The 25,760-nt window shown below is 51.6% G+C and carries 22 protein-coding genes; 15 read left to right on the top strand and 7 right to left on the bottom strand.

Annotated elements, in window-relative coordinates:
• The first annotated feature begins 11 nt into the window (after positions 1 to 11).
• Positions 12 to 527, top strand: coding sequence for a Crp/Fnr family transcriptional regulator (locus ACN6MW_RS12570; protein WP_419875698.1), 516 nt, complete (start codon positions 12 to 14; stop codon positions 525 to 527).
• Here the strand turns inward: ACN6MW_RS12570 and hmpA are convergent.
• Positions 524 to 1,756 carry an NO-inducible flavohemoprotein gene (gene hmpA, locus ACN6MW_RS12565; protein WP_419875697.1) on the bottom strand — a complete coding sequence of 411 codons (1,233 nt, stop codon included), beginning with the start codon at positions 1,754 to 1,756 and terminating at the stop codon, positions 524 to 526. The genes ACN6MW_RS12570 and hmpA overlap by 4 nt on opposite strands.
• 652 nt (positions 1,757 to 2,408) lie before the next feature.
• On the opposite strand from hmpA, the gene ACN6MW_RS12560 reads away from it, so the two are divergent.
• Both ACN6MW_RS12560 and ACN6MW_RS12555 read left to right on the top strand, forming a co-directional pair.
• Positions 2,409 to 4,154, top strand: a complete 1,746-nt coding sequence (locus ACN6MW_RS12560) for an ABC transporter ATP-binding protein (protein ID WP_419875696.1) — start codon at positions 2,409 to 2,411, stop codon at positions 4,152 to 4,154.
• A 22-nt stretch (positions 4,155 to 4,176) separates the two neighbouring features.
• Positions 4,177 to 6,204: an ABC transporter ATP-binding protein gene (locus ACN6MW_RS12555; protein WP_419875695.1), complete on the top strand. Its 2,028-nt coding sequence runs from the start codon at positions 4,177 to 4,179 to the stop codon at positions 6,202 to 6,204.
• A 58-nt stretch (positions 6,205 to 6,262) separates the two neighbouring features.
• Here the strand turns inward: ACN6MW_RS12555 and ACN6MW_RS12550 are convergent, their stop codons facing one another.
• Positions 6,263 to 8,008 carry a methyl-accepting chemotaxis protein gene (locus ACN6MW_RS12550; RefSeq protein ID WP_419875694.1) on the bottom strand — a complete coding sequence of 582 codons (1,746 nt, stop codon included), beginning with the start codon at positions 8,006 to 8,008 and terminating at the stop codon, positions 6,263 to 6,265.
• A 350-nt stretch (positions 8,009 to 8,358) separates the two neighbouring features.
• Between ACN6MW_RS12550 and ACN6MW_RS12545 the strand changes: the two genes are divergently transcribed.
• Complete coding sequence (locus tag ACN6MW_RS12545) at positions 8,359 to 9,489, top strand: hypothetical protein (protein ID WP_419875693.1); 1,131 nt, start codon at positions 8,359 to 8,361, stop codon at positions 9,487 to 9,489.
• Between the two features lie 105 nt (positions 9,490 to 9,594).
• Here the strand turns inward: ACN6MW_RS12545 and ACN6MW_RS12540 are convergent, their stop codons facing one another.
• Complete coding sequence (locus ACN6MW_RS12540; RefSeq protein ID WP_419875692.1) at positions 9,595 to 10,038, bottom strand: EAL domain-containing protein; 444 nt, start codon at positions 10,036 to 10,038, stop codon at positions 9,595 to 9,597.
• Positions 10,028 to 10,303, bottom strand: a complete 276-nt coding sequence (locus ACN6MW_RS12535) for a hypothetical protein (protein WP_419875691.1) — start codon at positions 10,301 to 10,303, stop codon at positions 10,028 to 10,030. Before ACN6MW_RS12535 ends, ACN6MW_RS12540 begins: the two co-directional genes overlap by 11 nt.
• A 420-nt stretch (positions 10,304 to 10,723) precedes the next feature.
• On the opposite strand from ACN6MW_RS12535, the gene ACN6MW_RS12530 reads away from it, so the two are divergent.
• Positions 10,724 to 11,164: a MarR family winged helix-turn-helix transcriptional regulator gene (locus tag ACN6MW_RS12530; RefSeq protein ID WP_419875690.1), complete on the top strand. Its 441-nt coding sequence runs from the start codon at positions 10,724 to 10,726 to the stop codon at positions 11,162 to 11,164.
• A gap of 27 nt (positions 11,165 to 11,191) precedes the next feature.
• Positions 11,192 to 14,407 (top strand): MMPL family transporter, encoded by a 3,216-nt coding sequence (locus ACN6MW_RS12525; RefSeq protein ID WP_419875689.1) that lies wholly within the window; start codon positions 11,192 to 11,194, stop codon positions 14,405 to 14,407.
• A gap of 102 nt (positions 14,408 to 14,509) precedes the next feature.
• Here the strand turns inward: ACN6MW_RS12525 and ACN6MW_RS12520 are convergent, their stop codons facing one another.
• Positions 14,510 to 15,103 carry a PadR family transcriptional regulator gene (locus tag ACN6MW_RS12520; RefSeq protein ID WP_419875688.1) on the bottom strand — a complete coding sequence of 198 codons (594 nt, stop codon included), beginning with the start codon at positions 15,101 to 15,103 and terminating at the stop codon, positions 14,510 to 14,512.
• A 328-nt stretch (positions 15,104 to 15,431) separates the two neighbouring features.
• On the opposite strand from ACN6MW_RS12520, the gene ACN6MW_RS12515 reads away from it, so the two are divergent.
• The 7 genes from ACN6MW_RS12515 (at position 15,432) to bcp (ending at position 21,233) form a co-directional block, all read left to right on the top strand.
• Complete coding sequence (locus ACN6MW_RS12515; RefSeq protein WP_419875687.1) at positions 15,432 to 15,755, top strand: hypothetical protein; 324 nt, start codon at positions 15,432 to 15,434, stop codon at positions 15,753 to 15,755.
• A 1-nt stretch (position 15,756) separates the two neighbouring features.
• Positions 15,757 to 16,746: an FAD:protein FMN transferase gene (locus tag ACN6MW_RS12510; protein WP_419875686.1), complete on the top strand. Its 990-nt coding sequence runs from the start codon at positions 15,757 to 15,759 to the stop codon at positions 16,744 to 16,746.
• A complete protein-coding gene (locus ACN6MW_RS12505) occupies positions 16,743 to 17,297 on the top strand; it encodes a ferric reductase (protein WP_419875685.1) in 555 nt (184 codons plus the stop codon). Before ACN6MW_RS12510 ends, ACN6MW_RS12505 begins: the two co-directional genes overlap by 4 nt.
• 138 nt (positions 17,298 to 17,435) lie before the next feature.
• Positions 17,436 to 18,767 carry an ABC transporter substrate-binding protein gene (locus ACN6MW_RS12500; RefSeq protein ID WP_419875684.1) on the top strand — a complete coding sequence of 444 codons (1,332 nt, stop codon included), beginning with the start codon at positions 17,436 to 17,438 and terminating at the stop codon, positions 18,765 to 18,767.
• A 235-nt stretch (positions 18,768 to 19,002) separates the two neighbouring features.
• Entirely contained in the window at positions 19,003 to 20,064 is a 1,062-nt protein-coding gene (locus ACN6MW_RS12495) for an asparaginase (protein WP_419875683.1), read from the top strand.
• A 1-nt stretch (position 20,065) separates the two neighbouring features.
• Positions 20,066 to 20,746: a VOC family protein gene (locus ACN6MW_RS12490; RefSeq protein ID WP_419875682.1), complete on the top strand. Its 681-nt coding sequence runs from the start codon at positions 20,066 to 20,068 to the stop codon at positions 20,744 to 20,746.
• A gap of 16 nt (positions 20,747 to 20,762) precedes the next feature.
• Positions 20,763 to 21,233, top strand: coding sequence for a thioredoxin-dependent thiol peroxidase (gene bcp, locus ACN6MW_RS12485; RefSeq protein ID WP_419875681.1), 471 nt, complete (start codon positions 20,763 to 20,765; stop codon positions 21,231 to 21,233).
• 75 nt (positions 21,234 to 21,308) lie between these two features.
• On the opposite strand, the gene ACN6MW_RS12480 is transcribed toward bcp, so the two are convergent.
• On the bottom strand, positions 21,309 to 23,171 hold the full coding sequence (locus ACN6MW_RS12480) for an LTA synthase family protein (protein WP_419875680.1): 1,863 nt from the start codon (positions 23,169 to 23,171) through the stop codon (positions 21,309 to 21,311).
• Between the two features lie 340 nt (positions 23,172 to 23,511).
• On the opposite strand from ACN6MW_RS12480, the gene ACN6MW_RS12475 reads away from it, so the two are divergent.
• A complete protein-coding gene (locus ACN6MW_RS12475; RefSeq protein ID WP_419875679.1) occupies positions 23,512 to 24,429 on the top strand; it encodes a M15 family metallopeptidase in 918 nt (305 codons plus the stop codon).
• Between the two features lie 96 nt (positions 24,430 to 24,525).
• Here ACN6MW_RS12475 and ACN6MW_RS12470 read toward each other — a convergent pair whose 3' ends face one another.
• A complete protein-coding gene (locus ACN6MW_RS12470; protein WP_364151976.1) occupies positions 24,526 to 24,681 on the bottom strand; it encodes a DUF1540 domain-containing protein in 156 nt (51 codons plus the stop codon).
• A gap of 73 nt (positions 24,682 to 24,754) precedes the next feature.
• Here ACN6MW_RS12470 and ACN6MW_RS12465 point away from each other — a divergent pair, with 73 nt between their 5' ends.
• Positions 24,755 to 25,726, top strand: coding sequence for a nucleoside hydrolase (locus ACN6MW_RS12465; RefSeq protein ID WP_419875678.1), 972 nt, complete (start codon positions 24,755 to 24,757; stop codon positions 25,724 to 25,726).
• Positions 25,727 to 25,760: the final 34 nt, after the last annotated feature.

Below are 25,760 nucleotides of genomic sequence, written 5' to 3'. Positions count from 1 at the left end.
GGAGGAACGGCATGTTTTTGCACAAAGGACAAGTTTTATTTCGCCAAGGGGAAAGCGGACCGCTCTTCCATCTTCGAAGCGGATTGCTGAAGATTGTTCGCGTGCATGAGGACGGCAATCCGTTTCTGGTTAATCTCATCGTGCCCGGAGAAACCATTCCGCATCATTCGTTGATTAGCCCGATGCCCTATCACGGCACGGCGGTAGCGCTCATCACCTGCGAGGTTGACAGCGTATCGCCGCAGCAGTGGTACGGCGAGCTCGAGCGAAATCCGGAGAAGAACCGCGAAATCGCGCTGCTCCTCCAAAGCAAGCTGCGTATGATGCAGCAGCGGATTGATCAATTAACGCAGGTTGCTCCGGCAGATAAGCTGATCAGGCTTCAGCAATGGTTTGCCGTTTATATCGGTCCTATGTCCATTACCGATGTGCTGACGCAGGATGAGATCGGCCAGCTCATCGGCCTTAGGCGCGAAACGGTCAACAGGCTGCTTCGCGCCCAAATGAAAGAATCCGAGCCGAACTAGCCGGTTGCTGCGGTTTCGAGGCTTGCGGCCGGACCAAAAAATTCGAAATGGGTATCGGCTTCCGGAATTCCCCACTCGCTCAGCGAACGTTTTACGGCTGCCATAAAAGGAGTCGGCCCGCAGAAGTAATATTGAGCGTCCGCATCCGGAATGACGGATTGCAGCCAGGCCAAGTCGATATAGCCTTCCTTGTGGAAGCGCTGCAGCCGGATGTCTTCTTCTGTCGGGTTCTGGTAGCAATAAAACACCGATAGCTGCGGATGCTGGTCTGCCAGCGCATTGATATGGTCTCTCATCGCGTGTACATCGCCATTCTGAGCCGCATGGATGAAGGTGACCGGCTGCGTGTTATAGCGTTCGGTCAGCGTGTTCAGCATGCTGACCATAGGGGTTAAACCAACGCCTCCGCTAATCAAAACAACGGGACGCTGATCGTCGGTGTTAAGCGTGAAATCACCGGCTGGAGCAGACAGCCATAAGGTCTTGCCTTCCTGCGCGCATTGATGCAAATAGGTGGAAACGGCTCCCGCGGAGCGGTCCTGATAAGCATCCTCGCGTTTTACCGATATGCGGTAATAGGGCTTGCCGGGCGAATCGGACAGGCTGTACTGCCGGATTTGCGTATGCTCGGCGCCTTCTATTTGGAGCTTCACGCTCACGTATTGGCCGGGAATAAAGCTGGCGATGTCGCCGCCGTCCTCCGGAACCAAATAGAAAGAAGAAATAACCTCGCTCTCCTTGACGACCCGCTCCACCCGGAACGGGCGGAAGCCCTCCCAGCCGCCAAGCTGCGTACGCGCAGCCTCGTACATTTCCTGCTCAATGCTAATAAATGCATCCGCAATGATGCCGTAAGCTTCTGCCCACGCATTTATAATTTCATCCGTAGCCGCATCCCCGAGCACTTCCTTGATGGCCTTGAGCAAATAGGTTCCGACAATCGGATAATGCTCCGGCTTAACGCCCAAGCTGCGATGCTTATGTCCGATTTGCTTCACGACCGGGATAATGGCCGCTAGATTATCGATATGCACAGCGGCTGCGTAAACCGCGTTAGCTAACGCGGTCTGTTGTTTGCCTTGCTTTTGGTTTGCATGATTGAAAATGTTCAAGAGCTCGGGATGGTTCGTGAACAGCAGCTCATAAAAGCGTTTCGTAATCGCGACGCCGTGAACCTCTAATACGGGAACCGTAGATTTAATGATTTGAACCGAATTCGCGCTTAACATGATGAATCCCTCCACTGTCTATTGGCGCCATGCGGGATGGAACGGGCTGATCCGTTCTCGCCGCGCCTTATCGAATAACCCAAGTATAGCCGCGTAAGAACCTTCCCTTTGTGATCTAAATCACAGTAAACGGGAACGATTTGTGACGCGGATCCGCTTCTCATGAGAGGGAACGAGGCTTTTTAGCACCAGCACTAACGGAACCGCAGCTTGGTAATGTTTGATTATAGAAAAAGTATACCCAAACGTGGGGTTGACAGTCATTTCCACGAATGGTAAAGTGACAATTAGATTTTATCGAGAGGAGGATTACGATCCATGAATACAAACATTCACTTTAATGCAAATGCAGCAATGAACCATCGTTTGGACATGAATAACGTAATCCATCCGCGCGTCGTTTTACTTTGATTAAGGGTATTCCCATCATCAAAGGCGCATGGTTACGTCATCGTAATCATGCGCCTTTTCTATGCCCGTGAAGCAGGACTGCCATGCAGCCGTGCCTTACGCAGAGAAGAAGCGTGTCGTTACGGCGACACGCTTCTTTTTTTGCAACTAAGGGAGCAGCTGCCGCCATGTGCATATGCCGAGGGAATAAACAGAAGGTAAACGAGAATGGGATGGATAACGGAAGGTGTGGTAGAGAAGGATGTTCAGTGTACTCAAAAAATTAAGCTGGTTTTTCAAATTGAACTGGAAGCGTTATACCGTGGCTATTTCACTTCTTATTTTAACGGGATTTATTGATGTCATACCGCCGTGGCTGATCGGCTATACGATTGACGGCATCCATCAGGACCAGCTCGGGCAGGCCGAGTTTAACCGCGTGCTGATCGGCTGGACCTTGCTTACGGTTGTGGGTTATATCATTACGTACATATGGCATTATAAGCTGTTTGGCGGGGCATTTGTGCTGGAGAAGCTGCTTCGCTCGCGTTTGATGGGGCATTTTCTCCGCATGACTCCGACCTTTTACGAACGTAACCGGACGGGCGACCTTATGGCGCGCTCTACGAATGACTTGGGTGCGGTAGCGACGACGGCGGGCTTCGGTATTTTGACGCTCATCGACTCGACGCTGTTCATGATTACGATTCTAATCGTTATGGCGGGCTTAATCAGCGTTAAGCTTACGCTCGCCGCCTTATTGCCGCTTCCTCTTATGGCGCTGGCGATGAAGCATTATGGCAAAAAAATTCACGAGCGCTTTATGGATGCGCAGGACGCATTCGGCGAGTTAAACGACCAGGTGCTTGAATCGGTATCCGGCGTACGGGTCATACGGGCGTTCGTGCAGGAGGAAGCCAACGAGGCGCGTTTTGGCGCCAAAACGAATGATGTGCTGAGCAAAAATATTGCCGTAGCGCGTATCGATGCGCTGTTTGAGCCAACGATGAAAATCCTCGTCGGAACAAGTTATTTGATCGGCCTTTGTTATGGCGGCTACCTCGTATTCCATAACGAAATTACGCTCGGGGAGCTGGTCTCCTTTAACGTATTTCTCGGGATGCTGATTTGGCCGATGTTCGCCATCGGCGAGCTGATTAATATCATGCAGCGGGGCAATGCGTCGCTTGACCGCGTCAATGAAACGCTTGGCTATAAGCCTGACGTTGCTGACGCAAGCTCGCCGGTACAGGTAAGCGGGCCGTCTTCGCTGCAGTTCCGGGAGGTGACGTTCCGTTATCCTTCCTCCGCGGTCGATAACCTGGCGAACGTATCCTTTGCGCTGCGGCAAGGACAGACGCTCGGCATTGTAGGCAGGACCGGGAGCGGCAAGACCACGCTGCTGAAGCAGCTGTTAAGGGAATATCCGTTGGGCCGGGGCGATATCAGCATATCCGGGACAAAGCTGGACAGCTTGAAGATCGATGATTTGCTGGGCTGGATCGGTTATGTGCCGCAGCAGCCGATCCTGTTCTCCAAAACCATTCGCGAAAATATTTTCTTTGGACTCCAAGAGGGTACGGAAGAGGATTTGCAGCGGGCGCTGGAGCGGGCATCGTTCGCGAAGGACATCAAGTTTCTGCCGGATGGGCTGGAGACGATGGTCGGCGAACGGGGAGTGGCGCTTTCCGGCGGCCAAAAGCAGCGTGTCAGCATTGCGCGCGCGCTCATCGCCGACCCGGAAATCCTGCTGATGGACGACGCGTTGTCGGCCGTAGACGGCAAAACGGAGGCTGAAATCATTGAGGGCATCCGTACGGAGAGAGCCGGCAAGACCACGCTTATAACAACGCATCGCTTATCAGCCGTGCAGCATGCCGATTGGATCATCGTGCTCGATGAGGGACGGATCGTGCAGGAAGGCACGCATGAGCAATTGCTGGAGCGCGGCGGCTGGTATCGCGAGCAGTATGACCGCCAGCAGCTGGAGGCCATCATTGAAACGTAACAAACAGGAGGCGTGAAGGGCAATGGGCAATACAGGAAAACGATTGTTTCAATACGCCATGCTTTATAAAAAACCGATCATGCTCGCCCTTTTGCTGCTCGTGCTTGCAGTATGCGCAGAGCTTGCGGGACCGTTTATAGCCAAGCGGATGATTGACCAGAACATTCTCGGCATCGAGAAGAAGTGGCATGAGGTCGAGGGCAAGCAGGACTTCGCCGTTTTTTATAAAGACAAATGGTATAAGCGCGAGGATCATTTTGCCGCAGAGGCTTCCGGGCAGAAGGGCAAAGAGGTTCGCGTGCTGCAGGTAGGAAGGCAGTTTTATTGGCTCGACCAAGCGCTGGCATCGGATGAAGGCAAACGCGTGGTCGAGGGCAATACCCTTACCGTGACAAACAAGGATACGGCGGAGAGTGTCTCGTATCCCGTAACGAAGCTCACCAGGGAAGAGCTTTATTCCTTTTACCAGCCAGAGTTCCCATCACTAATGAAGTTGGCTGTGATGTATTTCGGTTTTCTGCTGCTGGTCGCCGTATTTACCTACGGTCAGCGGCTGATGCTGCAAACGTCGGCAAATCGCATCGTGCGCAAGATGCGCACCGATATTTTCGCCCATACGCAGCGGCTGCCGGTGAACTATTACGATAATCTGTCGGCGGGCCAGGTCGTATCCCGGGTAACCAACGATACGGAGGCGATTCGCGAGCTTTATGTCGCGGTGCTGGCGAATTTTTTCACAGGCATTATTTATATGGCAGCCATTTACGGCGCATTGTTCTTATTGGATGTGCGATTAGCGCTTGTGGCGCTGCCGCTTGTGCCTATTCTCATCCTCTGGATTATCGTTTACCGGAAATTCGCGGCGCGCTATAACCGCATTATCCGCTCGAAGCTGAGCGAGATTAACGGGATGATCAATGAATCCATCCAAGGGATGACGATTATCCAAGCGTTCCGCCGTCAGAAAGAGACGACTAAGGAATTTGAAGAAATGAACGAGCATTATTACAAGTACCAAAATAAGCTGCTCAGCCTCAATTCCATTACGTCGCATAATTTGGTTAACGTCGTGCGGAATATCCTGTTCATCATCGTCATTTGGATGTTCTGGGGCGATTCGCTCCGCTCAGCGGTATCGGTCGGCGTACTGTACGCTTTTGTCGACTATATGAACCGTATGTTTGCCCCGATTGTAGGTATCGTAAATCAGCTCTCGAATTTGGAGACGGCGCGCGTATCGGCAGAGCGGGTGTTTAAGCTGATGGACGAGGAAGGGATCGATGTCGCTCGCGGCAGGATGGAGCGTTACAAAGGCGATGTGAAGTTCGAGGACGTATCCTTTGCCTACAAACAGGATGAATATGTGCTGAAGCATATCTCCTTCCACGCCCGCCAAGGGGAAACCGTGGCGCTGGTAGGCCACACCGGGTCTGGCAAAAGCTCGATACTGAACCTGCTGTTCCGTTTCTATGATGCAAACGAAGGCAAGATCATTGTGGACGGCATGGATGTTCGCGATATTCCGAAGCAGCTGCTTCGCCAGCATATGGGCATCGTGCTCCAGGATCCGTTCTTGTTTACGGGAACGATTGCGTCCAACATCAGTCTGGATAACCCGGCCATCAGCCGCGAGAAGATCGAGCAATCGCTGCGCGACGTAGGCGCCTATGAAATGTTCAGCCAGCTTCAGGGAGGGATCGATGCGCCGGTTATCGAGAAAGGCAGCACGCTCTCAGCCGGTCAGCGGCAGCTCGTTTCATTCGCCCGGGCGCTGGCCTATGATCCGGCCATCCTTATTCTCGATGAGGCGACAGCGAGCATAGATACGGAGACGGAGGCCGTTATTCAAGAGGCGCTCGATGTGCTGAAGAAGGGCCGTACGACATTCGTTATCGCTCACCGCCTGTCGACGATTCGAAATGCCGACCAAATTCTCGTGCTGGACCGCGGCGTGATCGTGGAGCGCGGCAGCCATGACGAGCTTATGGAGCAGCGCGGCAAATATTATGCCATGTACCAGCTGCAATTAGGCGCGGCTTTACCGGCATAGGTTAAATAACAAAAACGGCTAAGCGGAAATCATTCCCGCTTAGCCGTTTTTCTGTTTATTAGGTTTTAAAGCGGCCGATGGCTTCATTCAAGCTGGCAGCCAAGTTGCGGAGCTGCTCAGCGGAGCTTGCAACCTCTTGCATCGAGGCAAGCTGCTCTTCCGAAGCGGCAGCAACCCGCTGGGAGTTGCCTGCGGCGTTAGCCGTGATGCCCTCGAGCTCGTCCAGCGACGCGGCAATTTGCTCGCTGCCTGCCGACATTTGCTCCGAAGCGGCAGAAACCTCCTGGACCTGGCTGGATACGTCGCGGATGGACGTGACGATGGAGCGGAATGACTCGCCGGCATGGCTCGTAATGCTTGAGCCTATGCGTGCGGCTTCTACCGATTGCTCCATCGACGAGACAGCTGTTGAGGTATAGCTGCCGATACTGTGCAGAATAGCGGCAATTTGCTCCGAGGATTCCTTGGAGCGCTCAGCCAGCTTGCGGATTTCATGGGCAACGACCGCAAATCCTTTTCCGTGCTCGCCCGCGCGTGCGGCTTCAATAGAAGCATTGAGCGCAAGCAGGTTGGTTTGATTTGCAACATCGCTGATCAACGCCAGGATACTGCCGATATGATCGCTTTGCTCCATTAATTCATGCAGAGTCGATACGGTTGCGATGACATTGGATTCGATAGCCTGCATCTGCTGCAGCGTTTGATCGATGACGGCTTCGCCCTCGGAAGCGAGCGCGGTCGTATCGGCCGCAAGCTCGGATACGGAAGAGGTCGATTCGGCAATCCGCTGAATGCCGATCGTCATTTCCGTCATGGCGCGCTGGCACTCTTGGAAGCTCTGCAGCTGAGTGTCGGAGCCGGAAGCTACCTCTTGAATGGCTTCCGTGACCTCTTCCGTAGCACGCGATGTTTGTTCCGCGCTTTGCTGCATATTGTACGCCGATCCGGCAACCTCATCGGAGGTTGTGCGGATGTTGCTGGTCAGTTGGCGCAGGCTGGCGATCATTTCGTTAAAGGCAAGCGATACCTGCGCAATCTCGTTGCCGCCTTTGACAGGCACGGCCAGCGTTAAGTCGCCTTTTGCAGCCAGCGAGGATACTTGAGCCAATCGTTTGAGCGGTTTCAGCGCCAAACGGATTAAGCTAACAATGATGACGATTGCGATAAGGGAAAGAATAGCGGCAATTGTAACGCTTTTCCAAAGCATAATCCGCAGAGCCTCATGAATTTGCTTGAAGTCGACATCCATGCCGAATATGCCGATCAACTTACCGCCAGGGTCTTTAATTTGAACCAAATACGAGATCCATTCGCCGTATTCGTCCTTGAATACATCCGTCAGGACGGATCCATTTTCAAGTACTTCATGTATATCTGCGGCAAAATCAGGATTCATTTCATATTCGCCGCCAGCCCCGAGGCCTGCAGCTTGGAGTGCCTCATTGCTTTGCATCATGACCATGAATTCTTTGCCGTTCCGCTCGATAATGTCAGGCATGTACACGTAGGCATTGGTGACAATATCGTTTTTGGTCATGACATCCAGCTGCCGCTTGAGCAGCTCGAAGGTTTCGTTTTTGGTTTCTCTTCCTGCCGTTACTTCATTAAAGCCAAAGGTAAGCAAATCATGCCCGGCCTCGATTTGGTAGCTGAGCGACTCGCCAATCCGTTCAATTTCAGCGAGATAGGATTTTTTTTGCGCGTTGTACGATAAATACTCTGTAACGCCGATGATCAGAACAAGCAGAAGGGCCAATAGGATGGAGCTGGTAAAGACTAAGCTTCTTTCTTTCATACGTTTCATGCGGACCACACCTCATAATTATAAGTTAAGATATGTTATCGTCGAAGTTTGTCGAAAAATGAAGAGGGACTTCCAAATCATTTTTGACCGCTCATGATGCTGCAACTCCGTCTACATTAACAAATAGGTATTAGATAAATGCGAGACTACCTGTTAGGAAAGTGTTCCGTTCAGAAAAAAAAGCATATTAAACGCTATCATTCGACATTTGTATGTCAAACGAAAGGCAGCATGGACGGAATCCTGTCCATATTCAGCCAACTTTCAGCTTGGATTAAAGGAGGCTTAAGTATTGCTGGCTATGATAGACCTTGTAACAACAAATCGAAAGTGAAAGGTGGAAGTAAATAATGAATGCAAAAGCAAAAGCAAAGGCGATAACAGCAGGAGCAATCGCGCTAACGTTGGCGCTCGGAGGCGGCAGCCTTTGGGCAGGCCAAGCCGTATTTGCGGCAAGCAGCGATAAGCAGGCGGCACAGAGCACACAGGCAGAAAGCGGCAAAGCCGGTAAGGATCATGCAGATAAGCGCGGCGGATTCGGACGCGGCTTTGAACAAATACAAACACAGCTTCTTGAATACTTAGGCTTAGAGGAAACTGCGCTGCAGACGAAGCTTCAAACCTTAACATTGTCGGAGGTTGCCGTAGAGCAAGGGAAGACAAGGGCTGAGCTGAAAACGAAATTAGTAGAGTGGCTGGAAGCGGCTGAGGCTGCTGCGCTTGCGCAAACAGGCGATGATACAGCCGCAGATGCTGCGACGAAGGCGGAAAAGCTGCTCGATTCCAAAGGCTTCGGCTTCGGGAAACGCGGAGGCGGCGGAATTGGCAAAAATCTAACCGCAATTGCTGAGGCGCTGGGCGTGACAGAGGAGGCGTTAAAGGCAGAACTGGAAGCGGGTAAGACCATCGCGGCTGTAGCGACCGAGAAGGGCGTTGCCGTTCAAACGCTTATCGATCTGCAGGTGAAGGACCAGAAGACGAAGCTTGCTGCGGAATTGGCAGCGGGTACGATTACGCAGGAGCAGTATGATACGAAGCTTGCGGCAGCCGTTGAGCATGCGACTCAGCATGTGAATGGTGTACTGACACAGCGCGGCAAGGGCCAAGGATTCGGTAAAAATCTAACCGCAATCGCTGAGGCGCTGGGCGTGACAGAAGAGGCGTTAAAGGTAGAGCTGGATGCGGGTAAAACCATTGCGGCCGTAGCGGCCGAGAAGGGCGTCGCCGTCCAAACGCTTATTGACCTGCAGGTAAAGGATCAGAAGACGAAGCTGGCTGCGGAGTTAGCGGCGGGCACAATCACGCAGGAGCAGTATGATACGAAGCTTGCTGCAGCCGTTGAGCATGCGACGAAACATGTGAACGGAGAGCTGCCGACACGAGGCGGCGGCAAAGGGCCGCGCGGCGATCGCCAAGGCAGCGGTGTTTCCAAGGAGCAAACGGGCACTGGCACCGATGCAGCCGAAGGATCAGCCGTGTAAGCTGTAGAAGGCGCGGCATATTAGCGAAGCTAAATGAAAATGGAGCAGTCTTTTCGGTCATAGACCGGGGACTGCTCCTTTTTTGCGCTCTCTCTGGCTCTCCGCTTAAATTGCCCTGCCCAGCAGCAGCTCCAGCTCCTGCGGCGGAAGGGGCTTGCTGAATAAATAGCCCTGAAGTTCGTCGCATTGCAAATCGGTGCAAAATTTTGATTCTTCTGCCGTCTCCACGCCTTCTGCCACCACCTTCATGTTCATGCTGTGAACAAGCTCAATAATGGCTTTGACAATCGAAGATTTTTTATCGTCGCTGGTGATGCCTTGGATAAAGGAACGGTCAAGCTTAACGTCCGAGATGGGCAGGGGCTGCAGCTGATTCAAGGAGGAATATCCCGTGCCGAAATCATCGATCGATATTTGTATGCCGAGACCTCGAAGGAACTGGATCGTCTCGATCACCTGATTCCTATTCCTCATAAATACGCCCTCGGTAATTTCCAGGCTGACATATTGGGGATCCAGGTCCGTATCTTTTAATGCTTTAACGATCATTTCGCATAGATTTCCTTGATAGAAATGTCTGGCCGAGGATTAGATTCTGGGAATCCGTGACGGAGATCGTAAGATCCGTCGATTGATTCTCCAGCATCGACTGGAAAAATTGATTTTGCTGCTCCAGCTCCTGCTGCTTCGAAGATAGATTGCCGCGATTCAGAGCCTGCCATTTATCCCATGAATCTAGGATGCGGTCGACTTCGCTTGAAGACAGGCGCTGCGCATACAGGCTGACTTCCTTAAAGGAGCTTAAGCTATTCATGTAAATATTGAGCAGAAATGACACAAACAAAATGCCGATGGAAAAATTCTAGAAACGCAAGTAGCGTGCATAGGGCAAATGCTAAAGCAATCGTCCATTGCTTTTTATGCTGCGAAAATAGAGTGTTGCTCACCTGCGGCCTCCTGGTTGCTTATGTATTTTCCCTATCATTCGACAATATTATCTAAAATCCTCCTTTTGTAAGGAATCCATTTCCATTCATTCGACACATCTCTTTAGGAAAAATGGGTTCTGGTTTATCGCTTGAGCTAGGAAAAAATGTCATATTATTCACTATTCGTTCAAAATTATTGGATTGCTGGACATAAAATTGTTTGATATAGTTCTATTGTTGAACTATTTCACAATAGAATTAATTTATCGGTCGTAGGAATGTTTCATAACAGGGAGGACATCAGTGTGGATCGAGCATTATTAAAAGACATTATCGATCGCTACGAGGCGGCGAATTTTCTCGTTAACCGCCGGCTAAATGCGATGATCCGCGAGCTAATGCCGGATGATTTAACGGTTGATCAATTTTCTACATTGCGTTATTTACGGTCGAGGGAGAAATGCACGTCATCCGAGCTGGCGGACATTTTTTGCGTGGGAAAAAGCTCCATCACCGCAATCATTACGCGGCTGTTTGATAAGAACCTGATTGAGCGGCTGCCGGATGAAAAGGATCGCCGCGTCATTTATTTGGCCCTTACCCAAGAAGGTAAACAGGTTTGTGACCGCATGGAAGATAAAATCCATGTGCTGTTGGCCAAGTACATCGAACGTTTTCCGGAGCAGGAAGCGATGAAGTTTATCGAGACCTTCGAGAAGCTTGCGCAGGAAATGATGCAACCTTAGTTTGATATCATTGGAGGGAAGTTAGGGATGAGAACCGTACTGAAATGGAGATGGCTTGTTCTGGTGTTATGGCTTGTGGCTGCTATCGGCTTGATGCTCAGCGCACCGAACATGGAGGAGCTCGTACGAACGAAAGGGCAGATTAATGTGCCTGACGGCTATTCCTCGACCATTGCAAGCGAGCTGGAAGAAGCCATCGGCGGGAATGATGGTGCCGGCGCCAGCAGCGGGATGCCGACCGTACTTGTATTTCACAAGGAAGGCGGCTTGTCAGGCGCAGATTTAAAGGAAGTGAAGGGCGGTATCGACAAGCTGAAGAGCAATGCCGGGGACATCGGTGTTCTCTCCGTTACCACGCACTTTGATACCGAAGAGCTGAAGGAGCAGATGGTGTCCAAGGATGGAAGCACCATCCTGGCGCTCGTCAATGTCGAGGCTGGCGACCGTCAGCTCGTTGAGCTGAGAGACGGGCTTTACGAGGCGATATCGGATGTGGAGGTAGAGCATTATTATACCGGTAACTGGGTAATTTCCGAGGATGTCGTACAGAGCTCCCAGGAAGGGCTCAAAAAGACGGAGTTCATTACGCTGGGCTTCATTTTGGTCATCCTGTTTGTCGTATTCCGTTCGGCCGTCGCGCCGCTTGTACCGCTCGTTGCGGTGGGCTTTACTTACTTGATCTCACAATCGGTTATCGCGTACTTAGTCGAGTATTTTGACTTTCCGCTCTCGAATTTTACGCAAATATTTCTCGTTGCCGTATTATTTGGTATCGGCACGGATTATTGCATTTTGCTCATCAGCCGCTTTAAGGAAGAGCTTACGCATAGCGGAGGCGATAAGACGGAAGCGATTATTCAAACCTACCGCACGGCAGGCAGAACGGTATTGTTTTCCGGCTTGGCGGTGCTGGTCGGTTTTGCCGCGATCGGCTTCTCGACCTTCATGCTTTACCGCTCGGCGGTTGCGGTTGCAGTCGGCGTAGCGGTGCTGCTCATCGCATTATTCACGATTGTTCCGTTCTTTATGGCGGTGCTTGGCACGAAGCTGTTTTGGCCGGCAAAAGGCTCATTGGAGCATAAACCTAGCAAGCTGTGGGGAACAGTCGGCAAATTTTCATTGAAACGCCCCGTATGGGCGCTTATTATTTTGGCGGTCATCATCGTTCCTTTCCTGACTGCGTATAAAGGAACCATATCCTTTAACTCGCTGGATGAAATCGGCGATAAATATGATTCCGTCAAAGCTTTTAATATTATTTCAGACAGCTTCGGTCCTGGGGATTCGCTGCCTACCACCGTTATTGTCAAGACGGATACACCGATGGATACGCCGGAGGGGCTGGCGGCGCTCGAACAGGTTAGCCGCGAGCTTGCCAATACGGAGGGCGTCAAGGCTGTCCGCAGCGCTACCCGTCCTACGGGCGAGATCATGGAGCAATTTCTCGTGTCGGATCAGGTTACGACCCTAGAGGACGGACTTGGTCAAAGCGGCGAGGGCTTGGGGAAAATCGGTGAAGGACTCACCGAAGCCAGCAGCGCGCTAAGCGAAAATGCGCCTAAGCTGGATGAAGCGGCAGCTGGCGCCGGCCAGCTTGTAGACGGCACGAATGCGTTGAAAGCAGGTATCGTGGAGCTCGGCGCTGGCCTGAAGCAGATTCAGCAGGGAATGCTGGATGGATCAGCGGGTGCGGGCGAGCTGAGCGATGGCTTGAAGCAGGCGGAGGCAAGCGCGAAGCAGCTGGCCAATGCCAGCCGGCAATTGCTGGGCAGCTATGAGCAGCTGGGCGGCGGTCTTGGCCAGTTATCCGGCGCATACCGCGCGATTGCTTCCGAGCAAACGAAGCTGGCTGACGGCTTATCAGGCGCAAAACAAGGCTTGGCGAGTCTGCAGGACAGCCATCCAGAGCTGCAGGACGACGCGAATTACAAGGAATTGCTTAGCTCATTGGGGCAGCTGCAAGAGGGAGCAGCAGGTCTAAGCGGCCAATTGACGCAGCTGAATGAGCAGCTTACAGGCATCTCGGCGGGCATGACGCAAGCGAATGCAGGACTTCTGCAAGCGTCCGAGGGACAATCAGCCTTAGCGGCAGGACTTGGCAAGCTGGCTACGGGGCTTGCCGAGCTGCAAAGCGGCATCGCGCAAGCGGCAGCAGGCCAGGGCCAAATCGTATCGAAGCTGCCAAGCGTAACGCAAGGCTTCGACAAGCTCTCGGATGGGCAGAAGGAGCTGCAAGCCGGCTTTGCATCCTTAAACGGGCAGTTGGGCGAGCTTACGGACGGACTCGACCAAAGCGTGGACGGCTTAACGCAGGTAACGGATGGGCTGGCTTCTGCCGGCGGTTACCTGAACGGGCTTGCCGAAGCGCCAAATAAGCAAATGAGCGGCTGGTACATCCCGGAGGAAGCCATTGCGAATGAGGAGTTCCAGTCGGCGCTGAACGTTTATATGTCAGAGGACCGCCAAACGGCGAAATTTGATGTTGTCTTCAGCGGCAACCCTTACGCGCAGGAGACGATGGCTCAAATTGACAGTCTAGAAGCAGCGGTCATCCGTGCCATCCAGGGGACGGAATACAGCGGAGCCGAGGTGGCAGTCGGCGGCGTAACCAGCATGAATAACGATTTAAGCAATATTTCGAAGGCTGATTATTCACGTACCGTTATCCTCATGCTGATAGGGATTTCGATCATTCTGATCATTTTGTTCCGCTCCATTGTTATGCCCCTGTATATGGTCGCGTCGCTCCTCGTCACGTTCTACTCGTCGATGGCGATTGCGGAGGTCATATTCGTCAGGGTGCTTGGACAATCCGGCATTAGCTGGGCGGTGCCGTTCTTCGGCTTCGTAATGCTGGTCGCGCTCGGAATCGACTACAGTATCTTCTTAATGGACCGCTTCAAGGAATATCGTCATTTATCGCCGCAGGAAGCGATTCTGGAAGCGATGAAAAACATGGGTACTGTCATTATGTCGGCAGCCGTTATTCTAGGCGGGACATTCGCGGCGATGCTGCCTTCGGGCGTCATGTCGCTTCTGCAAATCGCGACGATCGTGCTTTGTGGCTTGTTCATGTATGCGCTGCTGATGCTTCCATTGTTTATCCCGGTCATGGTGCGTACGTTCGGACCTGCCAACTGGTGGCCGTTCATGGGACGCGAAAAGGGTGCCGAGCAATCAGGCAGCGTTCACGGCGGTCATGCGCTGAAGGGACATCAGGTATCGCATGATTCCTCTCACTAGCACTGATTAATAAAAAAAGATTACCGTTGGCCTCGATTGGGAGGCTTTGCGGTAATCTTTTTTCGTTTATATGCGTTGAACTTGGGTTATGCTGTCCGCTCTTTATCGACGCACGAGCTGCTCGTCGCCGGAAAGGAAAGCGTTAAGCTGCTGCTGCTGCTCGTTCAGCAGCCGCTGCAACTTTTCCGTCCGTTCCTTGCTGGCCGAGGCTTCCTGCTCGGCTCGCGTCACTAAGCGCAGCAGGTCGAAGGTTTCATGAGATAACCCTAGCTTGCGGCGTATTTTCTCATTCCGAAAGGATTCGGTCTCCGGGGAGCAGCGGCCGTCTTCGGCTGTTTCGCATCTCGTTTTATCGGGGAGAAGCAGCAAGGCCGAGCGGCCCTGCTCCGTAATCATAAACACCTTTTTGCCGCTATCCTCGTCTTTCATGGCAATAAACCCGCGCTCCTCCAGCATTTGGAGAGTCGGATATATGGAGCCTGCGCTCGGTACATAGAGACCGCCGGACTGCTCCTCCAATGCCTTCATCATCTGATAGCCGTGCATAGGCTCGCCGTTTAGCAGCTTCAGCAGCGCGAATTTCACGCCGCCCCGGCCAAAATAACGCTTGCCTGGGCCGCGGCGCTCATGGGCGCCGGCTTCTTCCGTTTTATGCCGTCGATGCTCTTCGGAGACATCGCTATTTTGATTAATCATGAATCGTCACCTCGGTCTTTATCATACGGTATACGGCAGTCCAGTCAACCCCTAATGGAGATATCCCGTTCTACAACGATCTCGGCTTTATCTCAGTGGGCATCATCTTGCTACTCTTATAGCATTGACAATGATTATTATTATTATTTACATATTATAAAATAAATGAGGTAAGCCGGCTAGGACCGGGTACCATCATATGATATAGCCGGGAACGGCGGGACTGATCGTATTTTTATATTGTTTTAACCTAGGCTTCAGAAAACCGCGATATACTCTGCTTAAATTTAGAAGAAATGATGTTCAAAAAAGGAGAGTGAGCGGGTCGATGAAACAATCCAAGGCGATGAAATGGCAGCTCGGGGCATGCGGAGCATTTGCTGTATTTTTGGTATTCGGCTCCATACAGAACAGCCAGGCTTTCCAGCAGGCGAATGCGCTGAAAGCGGGGGATAGCTCTGACCAAACGATAGAGCAGCAGCTTGAAGAGGAAGACAGCGTGGTGGACGGCTGGGCGCAGCAGAGAACTAACGGCCGGTCGGAGCGTTACGGCGAAGCGGAAGGAAACGGGGGCTGGGAGACCGCTCCCGAGCCGGATAGCGATTCGGGGTCAGCAAGCGGCGGCCTGCGGTCCCAGACGGGACGGTCATAGGATGAATAACCGGATATCCGTTCATTTTCGCGCGATGAATACAGACATTGAGGCACAGCTTATCCAGCAGCGGAATCCGCATTCGGATTCCGCAAAGGAAACACGGGATGAGGCAGGCGAATACGCGGCTTTGGTAAAAGAGTGGTTTGAGGATATGGAAACCCGGCTCAGCCGGTTTAACGCAAGCAGCGAGCTGAACAGGCTAAACCGGGCTGCGGGAAGCTGGATGCTCGTTTCGGATATTTTATTTCAGCTGCTGGCCGAAGCTGAAGCCTATCGGCTGCGTACAGATGGCCTATTTAACATTAATGTTTTGGCGGCGCTGCAAGCGGCAGGGTATGACCGTTCTTTTGAGCATGCCGGGCAGTTTAAACCAACCACCCCCTTCCAAGGAGCGATCGTGAGGCCGGATGAGCCGTACATGGAAATGGATGCACGGATGAAAGCAGTGAGGCTAAGAAGCGGCGTGCAGCTTGATCTCGGAGGGATTGCAAAGAGCTGGTCTGTCCGGAAGCTGTCGGATTGGCTGCGGCGTAGAAAGGGCATAGGAAGAGGATTGATTAACGCGGGCGGCGATGCGATGGTATGGGATGACCGAGCGGATGGCGTCCCCGCAGAGCTGCGCATTCAAAATCCATGGGATGCGGCCTGCAGCGATGAGGCTATTCAGCTGTACAATGGCGGAGTGGCGACCTCCAACACGCTTGGACGAAGCTGGGGAACGCCGCAGGGAAAATACCATCATCTTATAGATCCCCGTGGAATGAGGCCGAGCGGCAGCGATGTTGTCCAGTGCACGATTTCGGGACCGGATGTTACGGCATGCGAGGTGTGGGCGAAAGTCGTATGCATTGCCGGACTAGAACGGGGGGCGGCCATGCTTGCCGAGCATGCTCCTTCTTACGAGAGCTGCATCTATATGTCGGACGGGTCGCTCCACAGGCTTCAGGCAGCGATTCCCCCACAGAGGAATGGGAGGAGAATGAAATGACGGATTGGATTATTGGACTGCCGACTTGGCAGCTTACACGAATTTTAGGCATTGCCGCTTATTTGCTTCTTTTTGCCGGAATGGCTTTTGGCATCCTTTACGGTTATCCGTTTGTAAAAGGCAAAAGAAAACCAGCCTTCTACAAGACGCATATGCGCTTGACGAACGGCGGGTCGCTGCTGGCTTTGCTGCACGCCGCGGTGCTTGTCATTGATACGTATACGCCGTTTGAGTGGAAGGAGATCCTCGTACCGTTTATGGCTCACGGGCATCCCGTGCTTTATGGAATGGGCACCCTTTCGCTTTATGGCTTGATTCTGTTGCTGCTTACCTCGGATTTTCGCCAAAAGCTTTCGAAAGGCGTGTGGTTAACGATTCATTTGCTGGCTTATCCCATCTTTATGATGGCCATGGCGCATGGGTTCTTTGCCGGAACGGACTCGCAGCTTCCGGCGATCAAATGGATGTACGGCGCTACGTTTGCCATTACGCTGATGCTCCTCGGAGGAAGAGCGCTGATCAGAAAGCCGGTACGCCGCATGGCTGCATGAAATAAGCGCTAAATCCAGCTTAGGCGGCATGCAGGATATATTCGGCAAAAAACAAGGACGAAACTGTACCGTTTGGGGAGCTTAAAGCCGATATACAAAGTAATGGCAATTTACCTTTACTTGTATCGGGGGGATTTGATGAAGCGCAGTCTGTTTTACAAAGCACTGTACCCGCTTTCATTGATCATCATGATCTCTTTCATAGGCGGCTGCACGAATAATCGCGGCCAAACGGAGGAAACCGAGCAGACACCTGCTCCTGCTAAAGTGATTCTAAAGGTCGTCCAAAGCTTAATGTCGCCGAAGCGCACAGCGGAGCTCGAGCGATTGATCGAACAATTCGAAGCGGATAATCCGGGTATAGCAATCGAGCTTATTTCACCTAACTACGATACGGCGGATGCTGACATTCTGACGATGCTGGAGCAAAACCAAGAGGTAGACATCGTGGAAGTACGCGATATTACGGCACATGCTATGGCGGAAAAGGGATTGCTGATGAGCTTGGAAAAGTACATATCAGGCTGGAGCAATTACATGCTGCTCAGCGAAAATGCGAGGCTTATGGCGAGAGCCGTGGCTGATATTACCTATTATATCCCGAGCAGCCTATATCAGGTACAGCTCTATTACCGCAAGGATTGGTTTGATGCCAAAGCGCTTCAAGTGCCGGAAACATGGGAACAGCTTTTCTTTGTCAGCAAGCAGCTGACGAAGCCGGAGATCGAACAGTACGGCTATGCCTTTCGCGGCGGAAGAGGTGCGGCCAACCCTTTATCGGCCATCATTCAGGATTATAACGGGAATAACGTAAATGCTGACGATTCGATGTTTAATTTGGACGGGTCGACTATTTTCGAAGGCGAACGCGCAGCGGAGGCGCTTGAGTTATACCGTAAAATCTACGTCGAGACTTCGCATCCCGCATCCATCGATTGGGGCTTCCATGAACAGGTACAAGCGTTTACGGACGGCAAAGCGGCCATTCTGATCCAAGATACGGACGTGATTCCTTCCATTCAGGACAAGCTTAGCCGGAACCATTGGGCTACGGCTCCCCTGCCTGCCGGACCGGAGGGCGTATCGCATTTCAATGTAGGCGCGGCTGGCTGGGGGATTGCCCTGCAATCCAAGCATAAGAATGAGGCATGGGCATTCATTTCTTATCTTTCGTCGCTTGAGCGTAACCGGGACTTTGCGGATGCAGCGGGAGTCATCTCTATTTATAGCGATGCTTTAGATGAGGAGAAGTATTCTACGGGCACTTATGCCCCGTATAAGCTGATGGCAAACGACCCGATTCGTTATCAAGGCGTTAAGCGGCCGACTCACTATACGAATTATGGCGTGTATTTTGAAGAGGCTGCCGTGATCGGACGGAAATATTTGCAGGACACCGTTTCGACAGAGTCGATATTGGATCACTTTAATGATTTTTGGCTGAAGCAAAAAGAGCTGGAAGGCGATTGAACAAATAGAGCTGCCGCCGAGCGCGAAGAAACGCGTGCCTCGCGGCAGCTCTGTTTGTTTTTGGCGTGCGGTGCGGGCAATGTCTTGATCGTATGAAGCTAGTACGACGGGGCAACCTGATAAGAATAACGACCCGTCTTGACCTGGATGCATCGCCGCATATACGATGATAGCATTCCATTAGCAATAGACGCTGGGAAGCGATAGCATGTTAGCAAGGCAAGGAGGAACAAGAATGAAACAGCTGTTAGTCGTATTTACCGGAGGAACCATTGGCAGCAAAAAACAAGGAGAGGGCATCGATGTCGACGGCGCAGGCTCTTATTCCCTTATTGATGATTACAGCCATAGCGCGCGCAAACGCAATGACGTAACGCTTCATGCGATACAGCCGCTAAACCTTTTAAGCGAAAATTTGACGACAAACGACTGGGTCGCGCTTGCGCGGGCTATTCGCGGCTTGGATCTGACTCTGTACGACGGTCTCGTCGTTACGCACGGCTCGGACACTTTAGCGTATAGCGCAGCCATGATCAGCTATTTATTTGCGGGCACGCGGATACCGATCGTGATGACCGCGAGCAATTACCCGCTGGCTGACAAGCGGAGCAACGGGCGCCGCAATTTTGCGAGTGCGATCGATTTTGCAGCGGGCGAGCAGCTTCCTGGCGTATTTGTGGTGTACGAGGATGACAAAGGGGACATGCTTGTTTATCTCGGAACCCGGATTACGCAAGCCGTATCCTTCACGGACCAGTTTGGCAGTCCTTATGGCTTACCCTACGGAAAAATAGCGGATAGCGTATTCGGCTGGCTTCCGCATGATCGTAATCCGAAGCCGGAGACGCTGAGGCTCGCAGCGCCGAAAACGGCATTGAACTGGGAAGCGGACTCGCTGCGTCTGGATTCCGGCATCGTTTATATTAGGCCTTATCCGGGCCTGGAATATACCTATTATGATTTTACGTCGAACCGGCCCAAGGCGGTGCTTCATGATCTTCATCATTCCGGTACGGCCTGCGCGGTCGAACAGGGGCCGTACTCACTCCCGCAGTTCATCGCACGCTGCAAGGAGCTCGGCATAGACTTCTACATATGTCCGATTAGGGACCGTTCGGATGCGCTGTATTCCTCCTCCCTTCGTCTGATTGAAGCAGGGGCGATTGTTATAGAGAAGCTTTCCGTTGAAGCTGCCGTGACGAAGCTGATGCTCGCTTACGGCATGCATGAGGATTCCGCCGAGGCAAGAGCGTTTGCAACGGAGAGCGCTTTGTATTTTGAACGCAACGAGGTGTAAAATGATTATTGAGAAGCTTTTGCTAATGACGGCCAGCTCAGCAGCCATTCAACCATTTTACAGCGAAGTACTGGGCCTCCCGGTTATTCGCTCGGAGCAGGGAAGCTTTACGGTTCAGGCAGGCTGGAGCGAGCTGACGTTCCGGGAGATGGACCCGCAGCCGGCCGAGGAGCATTATTACCACTTTGCTTTTACGATTCCGGAGAACAGGCTTCCCGAGGCGAAAAAGTGGATCGAAGCGCTGGTGCCGATCGGCACGGAGGCTGGCCAGGATGTGTCCTACAGCGAGTCATGGAATTCGCATTCGGTTTATTTTGAAGACCCGGCGGGTAATATACTGGAGCTAATCGCGCGTCATACGATGGACAACGCTGCCGCTCATCCCTTTGACCCGCAGCAGGACATCCTGTGCATCAGCGAGATTGGCGTGCCGACCAGCAGCGTTCCGGCGGCCGTAGACCAATTTGAGAGTCTTGGTCTCATGACGTATAAGACGCGCAACGACAGCTTTAACCCGATCGGCGATGACAACGGGTTGCTGATGGTGGTCGAAATCGGCAGGCGCTGGCATTTCACGGATAAAACCGCCGAAAGCTTCCCGGTACGTGTAACCATACGCGGTATAGGGGAATTATATCTGCGCGAAAATGAACAAGGTTTGTCGATTGAAAATATAAATTAGAGGAGTATGAGCAATTATGGGAGAGGCATTGAAGGTTGGAGACCAGGTTCCGAATTTTAAGCTTCAGGCATCAAACGGCAAGGATGTGGAGCTAGCTGATTTTGCGGGCAAAAAGCTCGTTATTTATTTTTATCCGCGCGACATGACGCCGGGCTGCACAACGGAATCCTGTGATTTCCGTGATTTTAACGGGCAATTCGCAACGAACAATACGGAAGTGATCGGAATCAGCCCCGATGATTTGGCTTCCCATGAGCAATTCGTGGATAAGCATGAGCTGCCATTTCTATTGCTTTCGGACACGGAGCATACGGTTTCAGAGCTGTTCGGCGTATGGAAGCTGCGGAGCTGGAACGGCGAGGAGTTTATGGGGATTGAGCGCTCTACCTTCTTGCTTGATGAACAAGGCAGGCTGATCAAGGAATGGCGCAGCGTAAGCGTAGACGGCCATGTGAATGAAGTGCTTGAGGCGGTTAAAAACAGCTAACTGCTCTACTGGCTTGAAATAGTAAAGGCTCGCCTTGAAGCAGCTGGTTGCGCTTCAAGGCGAGCCTTCTATTTTTTATTTTTTCTTCCAAGTTGGCAATTGGCTGACGTAGCTGTCGGATAGATTGAGCAGCTCCAGCGCGCGCTGGTACTCATCCTCCGTAGCTTCCTGTTCCGTGATGCCGTCACCGGCCAAGGAATAGTGCTTGCCGTCCTCATAGCCGCTTCCCGACATAAACAGCTCCTTGCTGCTTAAGAATGAGCCGGTCGGGAGATAATAACGCTGCGGCAGCACATTGTACGTTTGGTTGAACAAGTCTTGGCCGAAGTGGATATGATCGTCCAAGGAAATGCCGAGCATATTCGCGATCGTTGGCAAAATATCGACTTGGCCGCCTAGCTGATCGAAAACTTTCCCTTCGGTAACGCCTGTCGATGCCACCACGAGCGGAATGTTGATCATATCGGTATAGCCGTATTCATGGCCGTAAATCTCAGCCATCAGCTCTTTGTCATCTCGGTCAAGCGAATAAACCGGAAGGCCGAGATGATCGCCGTAAAGCAGGATTAAGCTGTCATCCCAAATGCCGCGTTCCTTCAGATCGGCAATAAACTCGCCAAGCGCGAAGTCGGCATAGTTTTGCGCACGGATATAATCGCCGACAAAGGTTCCTTCATAACGCTCGGGAAGCGTCATTTTGTATTTATCTTCCGGGATCGTAAACGGATGATGTGATGTCATCGAAATCACATGCGAGTAAAACGGCTTGCCGTTTTGGCTCATGCGATCCATTTCCGCCGCTGTTTTTTTGTATAGCTGCTCATCGGAAGCGCCAAAGAATACGGTATCCTCCGTACCGAAGAACTTTGCATCGTAATAACGGTCAAAGCCGAGCGCTTTATAAAGCTCGCCGCGGTTCCAGAATTCAACGACATTCGTATGGAACGTTGAGGTGTCATAGCCATTGGCCTTCAGCATTTTCGGTAAGCTCGGAAGCTCCTTATCGGCATAAATCATCGTTGCCGCGCCGCGAGGCGGAATGTAGTAAGAAGTATTGACAACAAACTCGGCATCGGATGTATTGCCTTGGCCGACCTGTTGATAGAAATGTTTAAAATAATAGTTTTCGTTAGCAAGCTTATTGATGTTCGGCGTAATTTCTTGACCGTCAATTTTCAGGTTGACGAGGAAATTTTGGAACGATTCCATCTGGATGATTATGACGTTTTTGCCGGATGCCGTCTTCCAAAGCTGCGGCGCGGCAGGCGTTTCTATTTTTTTGACGGTATTGATTTTGTCTTGCGTAATATGGTTTGGATCAACGTACTCAATGTCTTTATTGGAGAAAATCATATAGGCCTCATAATTGAGAATACCCATTTGCTCCGCTTTGACAATTTCATTCATGCTGGCGCGGTTTGGCAGGATATTGAACAAGCAAAGCGCGATTGAAATGCTAAATAAGGCAACGACAAGCCGTTTGTTTTCCTTACGGGAGCTCGCCTGCTTCCAGTTTAGCGCCTTCTTTGGGCGGAATAACACGACAGCCATAACGATTATATCGATAAAGATCAGCAAGTAGTAAGGATCCATGAGCGAGAACACGCTATTTTTCACTGCAGTGACTTGATTGACCTGTTCGAGCGCGAGATAGGTTACGATAACGCCGTAATACTTGTAATACATAATGACAGCGAATAAGATAAGGGTCATCACTAGATTCGCTATCAAATAATAGACAAGCTTGCGCTTGGAAGCGAACCATTCAATAAGACAGTACACAATTAGCACAAACGGAATTTCTTTTAAAATCGTAGTCCATGAAAACCCATCCTCGAAAATAACCATCCACGCCAGATAGCTTTTAAGCAGCATGATGAACGAGAAGAAAAGAATGGGACGAGTGCTTAATAATCGTTTTGGTGTTAGGAATGTCATATAACCGCCTACCTTTCACAGCAAAAACAGGCCGTCTCTCAGAGGCAGCCAGCCCGCTTATAGTAATATATATGCGTTCGGTAAATTCTTATCCATTATGCTCCTAATTATAGTCGAATGTCAAAAGGCAAAAGGCTCCTCCATGCCCAAGCATAATCTTGATAAGTAAAGAAATAATAAAGGTTTTTTTGTTTATTCCAGAAGGTAACATCTGTTTCAAACGATTAGATTGAAACATTACAGTGGTTTTAGTAGTCTATTAATGAGAGACAATTGGACAAACTATGAATAGAAGTATATTTACATGAAATATATGTAAAATATTTACTGGAGGTTAATCATGAAAAAAAGAAGTAGTAGGCTGTTGTTGTTCGTTATGGTATGCGCGGCAATGGTCATTGGTTACTCTATTTACAATAAAGAAGAGACGACTACGATTCCGCCTAAACAGGTGGCTGCCGCTGACGGGGCCGCAGATAACGGCGGTGAGATTGCTGGAAGCGCGGACTCGAATCCGGATGAGAATGCAGTCAACGATACGCCTGCTGCGACAGAAGAACCGGAATCCGCCGGTGGGGCAGATGAAGGCAATGACGGGTCACAGACAGCGAAGCCGAACGAAGGGGCTGGCGGCGGTCAAGAAGAGAAAACGGAGGATGGACTAGCCGTTATTGCAAAACCTGCGGATATCGCCGTGCTCGTCAATAAGCAGCGCAAGCTGCCGGAGGAATATAATCCAACGGATTTAGTGTATCCGGATGTTCGGTTTATTTTTGCGGAGAAGGTAGAAAAGCGCAAGCTGCGCCAGGAAGCGGCTTCGGCGCTCGAGAAACTGTTTGCAGCGGCCGAGGTGGACAATATCCAATTGGCTGGGGTTTCGGCCTATCGCTCGCACAGCACGCAGAAGACGCTGTTTGATCGGTACGTAAAGAGAGACGGCATTGAAAAGGCGAGAACGTACAGCGCATTTCCGGGAACGAGCGAGCATGAAACCGGCCTCGCGATCGATGTTTCCGGCAGCGACGGCAAATGCGCGGCAGCCGATTGCTTTGCGGATACGAAGGAAGCATTATGGCTCGCGAAGCATGCACATGAGCATGGATTTATTATTCGGTATTTGAAGGGCAAGGAAGAGATCACCGGCTATCAATATGAACCATGGCATTTGCGCTATGTAGGCGTAGACCTTGCCGCGGAGCTTGCCGAAAGCGGTGAGTCGCTTGAAGAGTATTATGACGCGGTGCCTGTCACGCAATAAAGACAATAGCGCAAGCCGTACCTGTGTCAGCCAAAACATTTGCGGTGCTTTGGCCCAGGGAGCTTGCGCTGTTTTTTCTACTTGTGAAGTAAAACGTTAAATCTTTGGTTCAAACGTTTTGCAATCTGTTTCTTCGGAGTGGCTTGCTTGTTTGCCGCGGTTGCTGACTACATAAATAGATGAGGCGCTGCAATGATTGCCTGCCGCCCAGAACTTGCATGAGTTCACTTCGCATAGTACATCCTTAGCCATGGACCATTCACCCCCCTCAGCTATAGGATTGACAAACGATATATCGTTTTATACCCGGAAAGGATGGATAGATATGGGAAATAAAATTTATTTCAATCATGATGCCGGCGTAGACGACCTGGTATCCCTGTTTCTTTTGCTGCAAATGAAAGAGGTTGAGCTGCTTGGGGTATCCGTGATTCCGGCAGACGGTTATTTGGAGCCCGGCATCAAGGCGAGCTGCAAAATTATCGACCGCTTCGGCGACCCGGCCAAGACGAAGTCGATTGAGGTGGCAAGGTCGAATTCACGCGGCGTGAACCCTTTCCCCGCTGAATGGCGGATGCATACGTTTTTTGTGGATGCGCTCCCGATCCTGAACGAATCCGGGTTTATTTCAACGGGAGTCGCCGAACAGCCTGCCCACCAGCACATGGTGGATCAGCTGCGCCGCTCCGAAGAGAAGGTAACTTTGCTGTTCACGGGCCCGCTTACCGATCTCGCGCGGGCATTGGAGGAAGCGCCGGATATCGAAGAGAAGATCGAGAAGCTCGTATGGATGGGCGGCACGTTTAATGAGAAGGGGAACGTCCAGGAGCCCGAGCATGACGGAACCGCGGAATGGAACGCCTTCTGGGATCCTGAAGCCGTACACCGCGTATGGGCTAGCCGGATTCCGATCGTGCTCGTCGCTTTGGAGAGCACGAACAAGGTTCCGCTTACGATGGAGGTCCGCAATCGCTGGGCATCGCTGCGGAAGCACGAGGGACTTGATTTTGTAGGCCAATGCTACGCCGCCTGTCCGCCGCTCGTTTATATGGAGACCAATTCGACGTATTATTTGTGGGATGTGCTGACGACGGCGATCTTAGGCAACCCGGGGTTGGCAGCGGTCAAAACAGTCAACAGCGGCGTGATCAAGAACGGGCCGAGCCAAGGCCGCTTGGTAGAACGCGCGGACGGGCGCCCGGTCAGCCTCGTATATGACGTTGATCCTGTCCGCTTCTTCGATTATATTACCGAGCTGTCTGCGGGCGCGGTCAGCACGATTAGAGAACGGGACTAACTTTAATTAAAAAAAAAGCGCAGCGGGGAGTGAG

Source organism: Pristimantibacillus sp. PTI5 (assembly GCF_048572955.1).
GTDB lineage: Bacteria > Bacillota > Bacilli > Paenibacillales > Paenibacillaceae > Pristimantibacillus.
Note: the sequence above shows the minus strand (reverse complement) of the source record. Positions and strands in the feature narration are given on the sequence as shown.

Bases quoted from the DNA above. Each gene is read 5' to 3' on its own strand.
- ACN6MW_RS12570 (WP_419875698.1), top strand. From the start codon at position 12: ATGTTTTTGCACAAAGGACAAGTTTTATTTCGCCAAGGGGAAAGCGGA.
- ACN6MW_RS12505 (WP_419875685.1), top strand. From the start codon at position 16,743: ATGACGGATTGGATTATTGGACTGCCGACTTGGCAGCTTACACGAATT.
- bcp (WP_419875681.1), top strand. From the start codon at position 20,763: ATGGGAGAGGCATTGAAGGTTGGAGACCAGGTTCCGAATTTTAAGCTT.
- ACN6MW_RS12495 (WP_419875683.1), top strand. From the start codon at position 19,003: ATGAAACAGCTGTTAGTCGTATTTACCGGAGGAACCATTGGCAGCAAA.
- ACN6MW_RS12560 (WP_419875696.1), top strand. From the start codon at position 2,409: ATGTTCAGTGTACTCAAAAAATTAAGCTGGTTTTTCAAATTGAACTGG.
- ACN6MW_RS12555 (WP_419875695.1), top strand. From the start codon at position 4,177: ATGGGCAATACAGGAAAACGATTGTTTCAATACGCCATGCTTTATAAA.
- ACN6MW_RS12520 (WP_419875688.1), bottom strand. From the start codon at position 15,103: ATGATTAATCAAAATAGCGATGTCTCCGAAGAGCATCGACGGCATAAA.
- ACN6MW_RS12535 (WP_419875691.1), bottom strand. From the start codon at position 10,303: ATGAATAGCTTAAGCTCCTTTAAGGAAGTCAGCCTGTATGCGCAGCGC.
- ACN6MW_RS12540 (WP_419875692.1), bottom strand. From the start codon at position 10,038: ATGATCGTTAAAGCATTAAAAGATACGGACCTGGATCCCCAATATGTC.
- ACN6MW_RS12510 (WP_419875686.1), top strand. From the start codon at position 15,757: ATGAATAACCGGATATCCGTTCATTTTCGCGCGATGAATACAGACATT.
- hmpA (WP_419875697.1), bottom strand. From the start codon at position 1,756: ATGTTAAGCGCGAATTCGGTTCAAATCATTAAATCTACGGTTCCCGTA.
- ACN6MW_RS12550 (WP_419875694.1), bottom strand. From the start codon at position 8,008: ATGAAACGTATGAAAGAAAGAAGCTTAGTCTTTACCAGCTCCATCCTA.
- ACN6MW_RS12500 (WP_419875684.1), top strand. From the start codon at position 17,436: ATGAAGCGCAGTCTGTTTTACAAAGCACTGTACCCGCTTTCATTGATC.
- ACN6MW_RS12545 (WP_419875693.1), top strand. From the start codon at position 8,359: ATGAATGCAAAAGCAAAAGCAAAGGCGATAACAGCAGGAGCAATCGCG.
- ACN6MW_RS12515 (WP_419875687.1), top strand. From the start codon at position 15,432: ATGAAACAATCCAAGGCGATGAAATGGCAGCTCGGGGCATGCGGAGCA.
- ACN6MW_RS12465 (WP_419875678.1), top strand. From the start codon at position 24,755: ATGGGAAATAAAATTTATTTCAATCATGATGCCGGCGTAGACGACCTG.
- ACN6MW_RS12525 (WP_419875689.1), top strand. From the start codon at position 11,192: ATGAGAACCGTACTGAAATGGAGATGGCTTGTTCTGGTGTTATGGCTT.
- ACN6MW_RS12475 (WP_419875679.1), top strand. From the start codon at position 23,512: ATGAAAAAAAGAAGTAGTAGGCTGTTGTTGTTCGTTATGGTATGCGCG.
- ACN6MW_RS12470 (WP_364151976.1), bottom strand. From the start codon at position 24,681: ATGGCTAAGGATGTACTATGCGAAGTGAACTCATGCAAGTTCTGGGCG.
- ACN6MW_RS12490 (WP_419875682.1), top strand. From the start codon at position 20,066: ATGATTATTGAGAAGCTTTTGCTAATGACGGCCAGCTCAGCAGCCATT.
- ACN6MW_RS12480 (WP_419875680.1), bottom strand. From the start codon at position 23,171: ATGACATTCCTAACACCAAAACGATTATTAAGCACTCGTCCCATTCTT.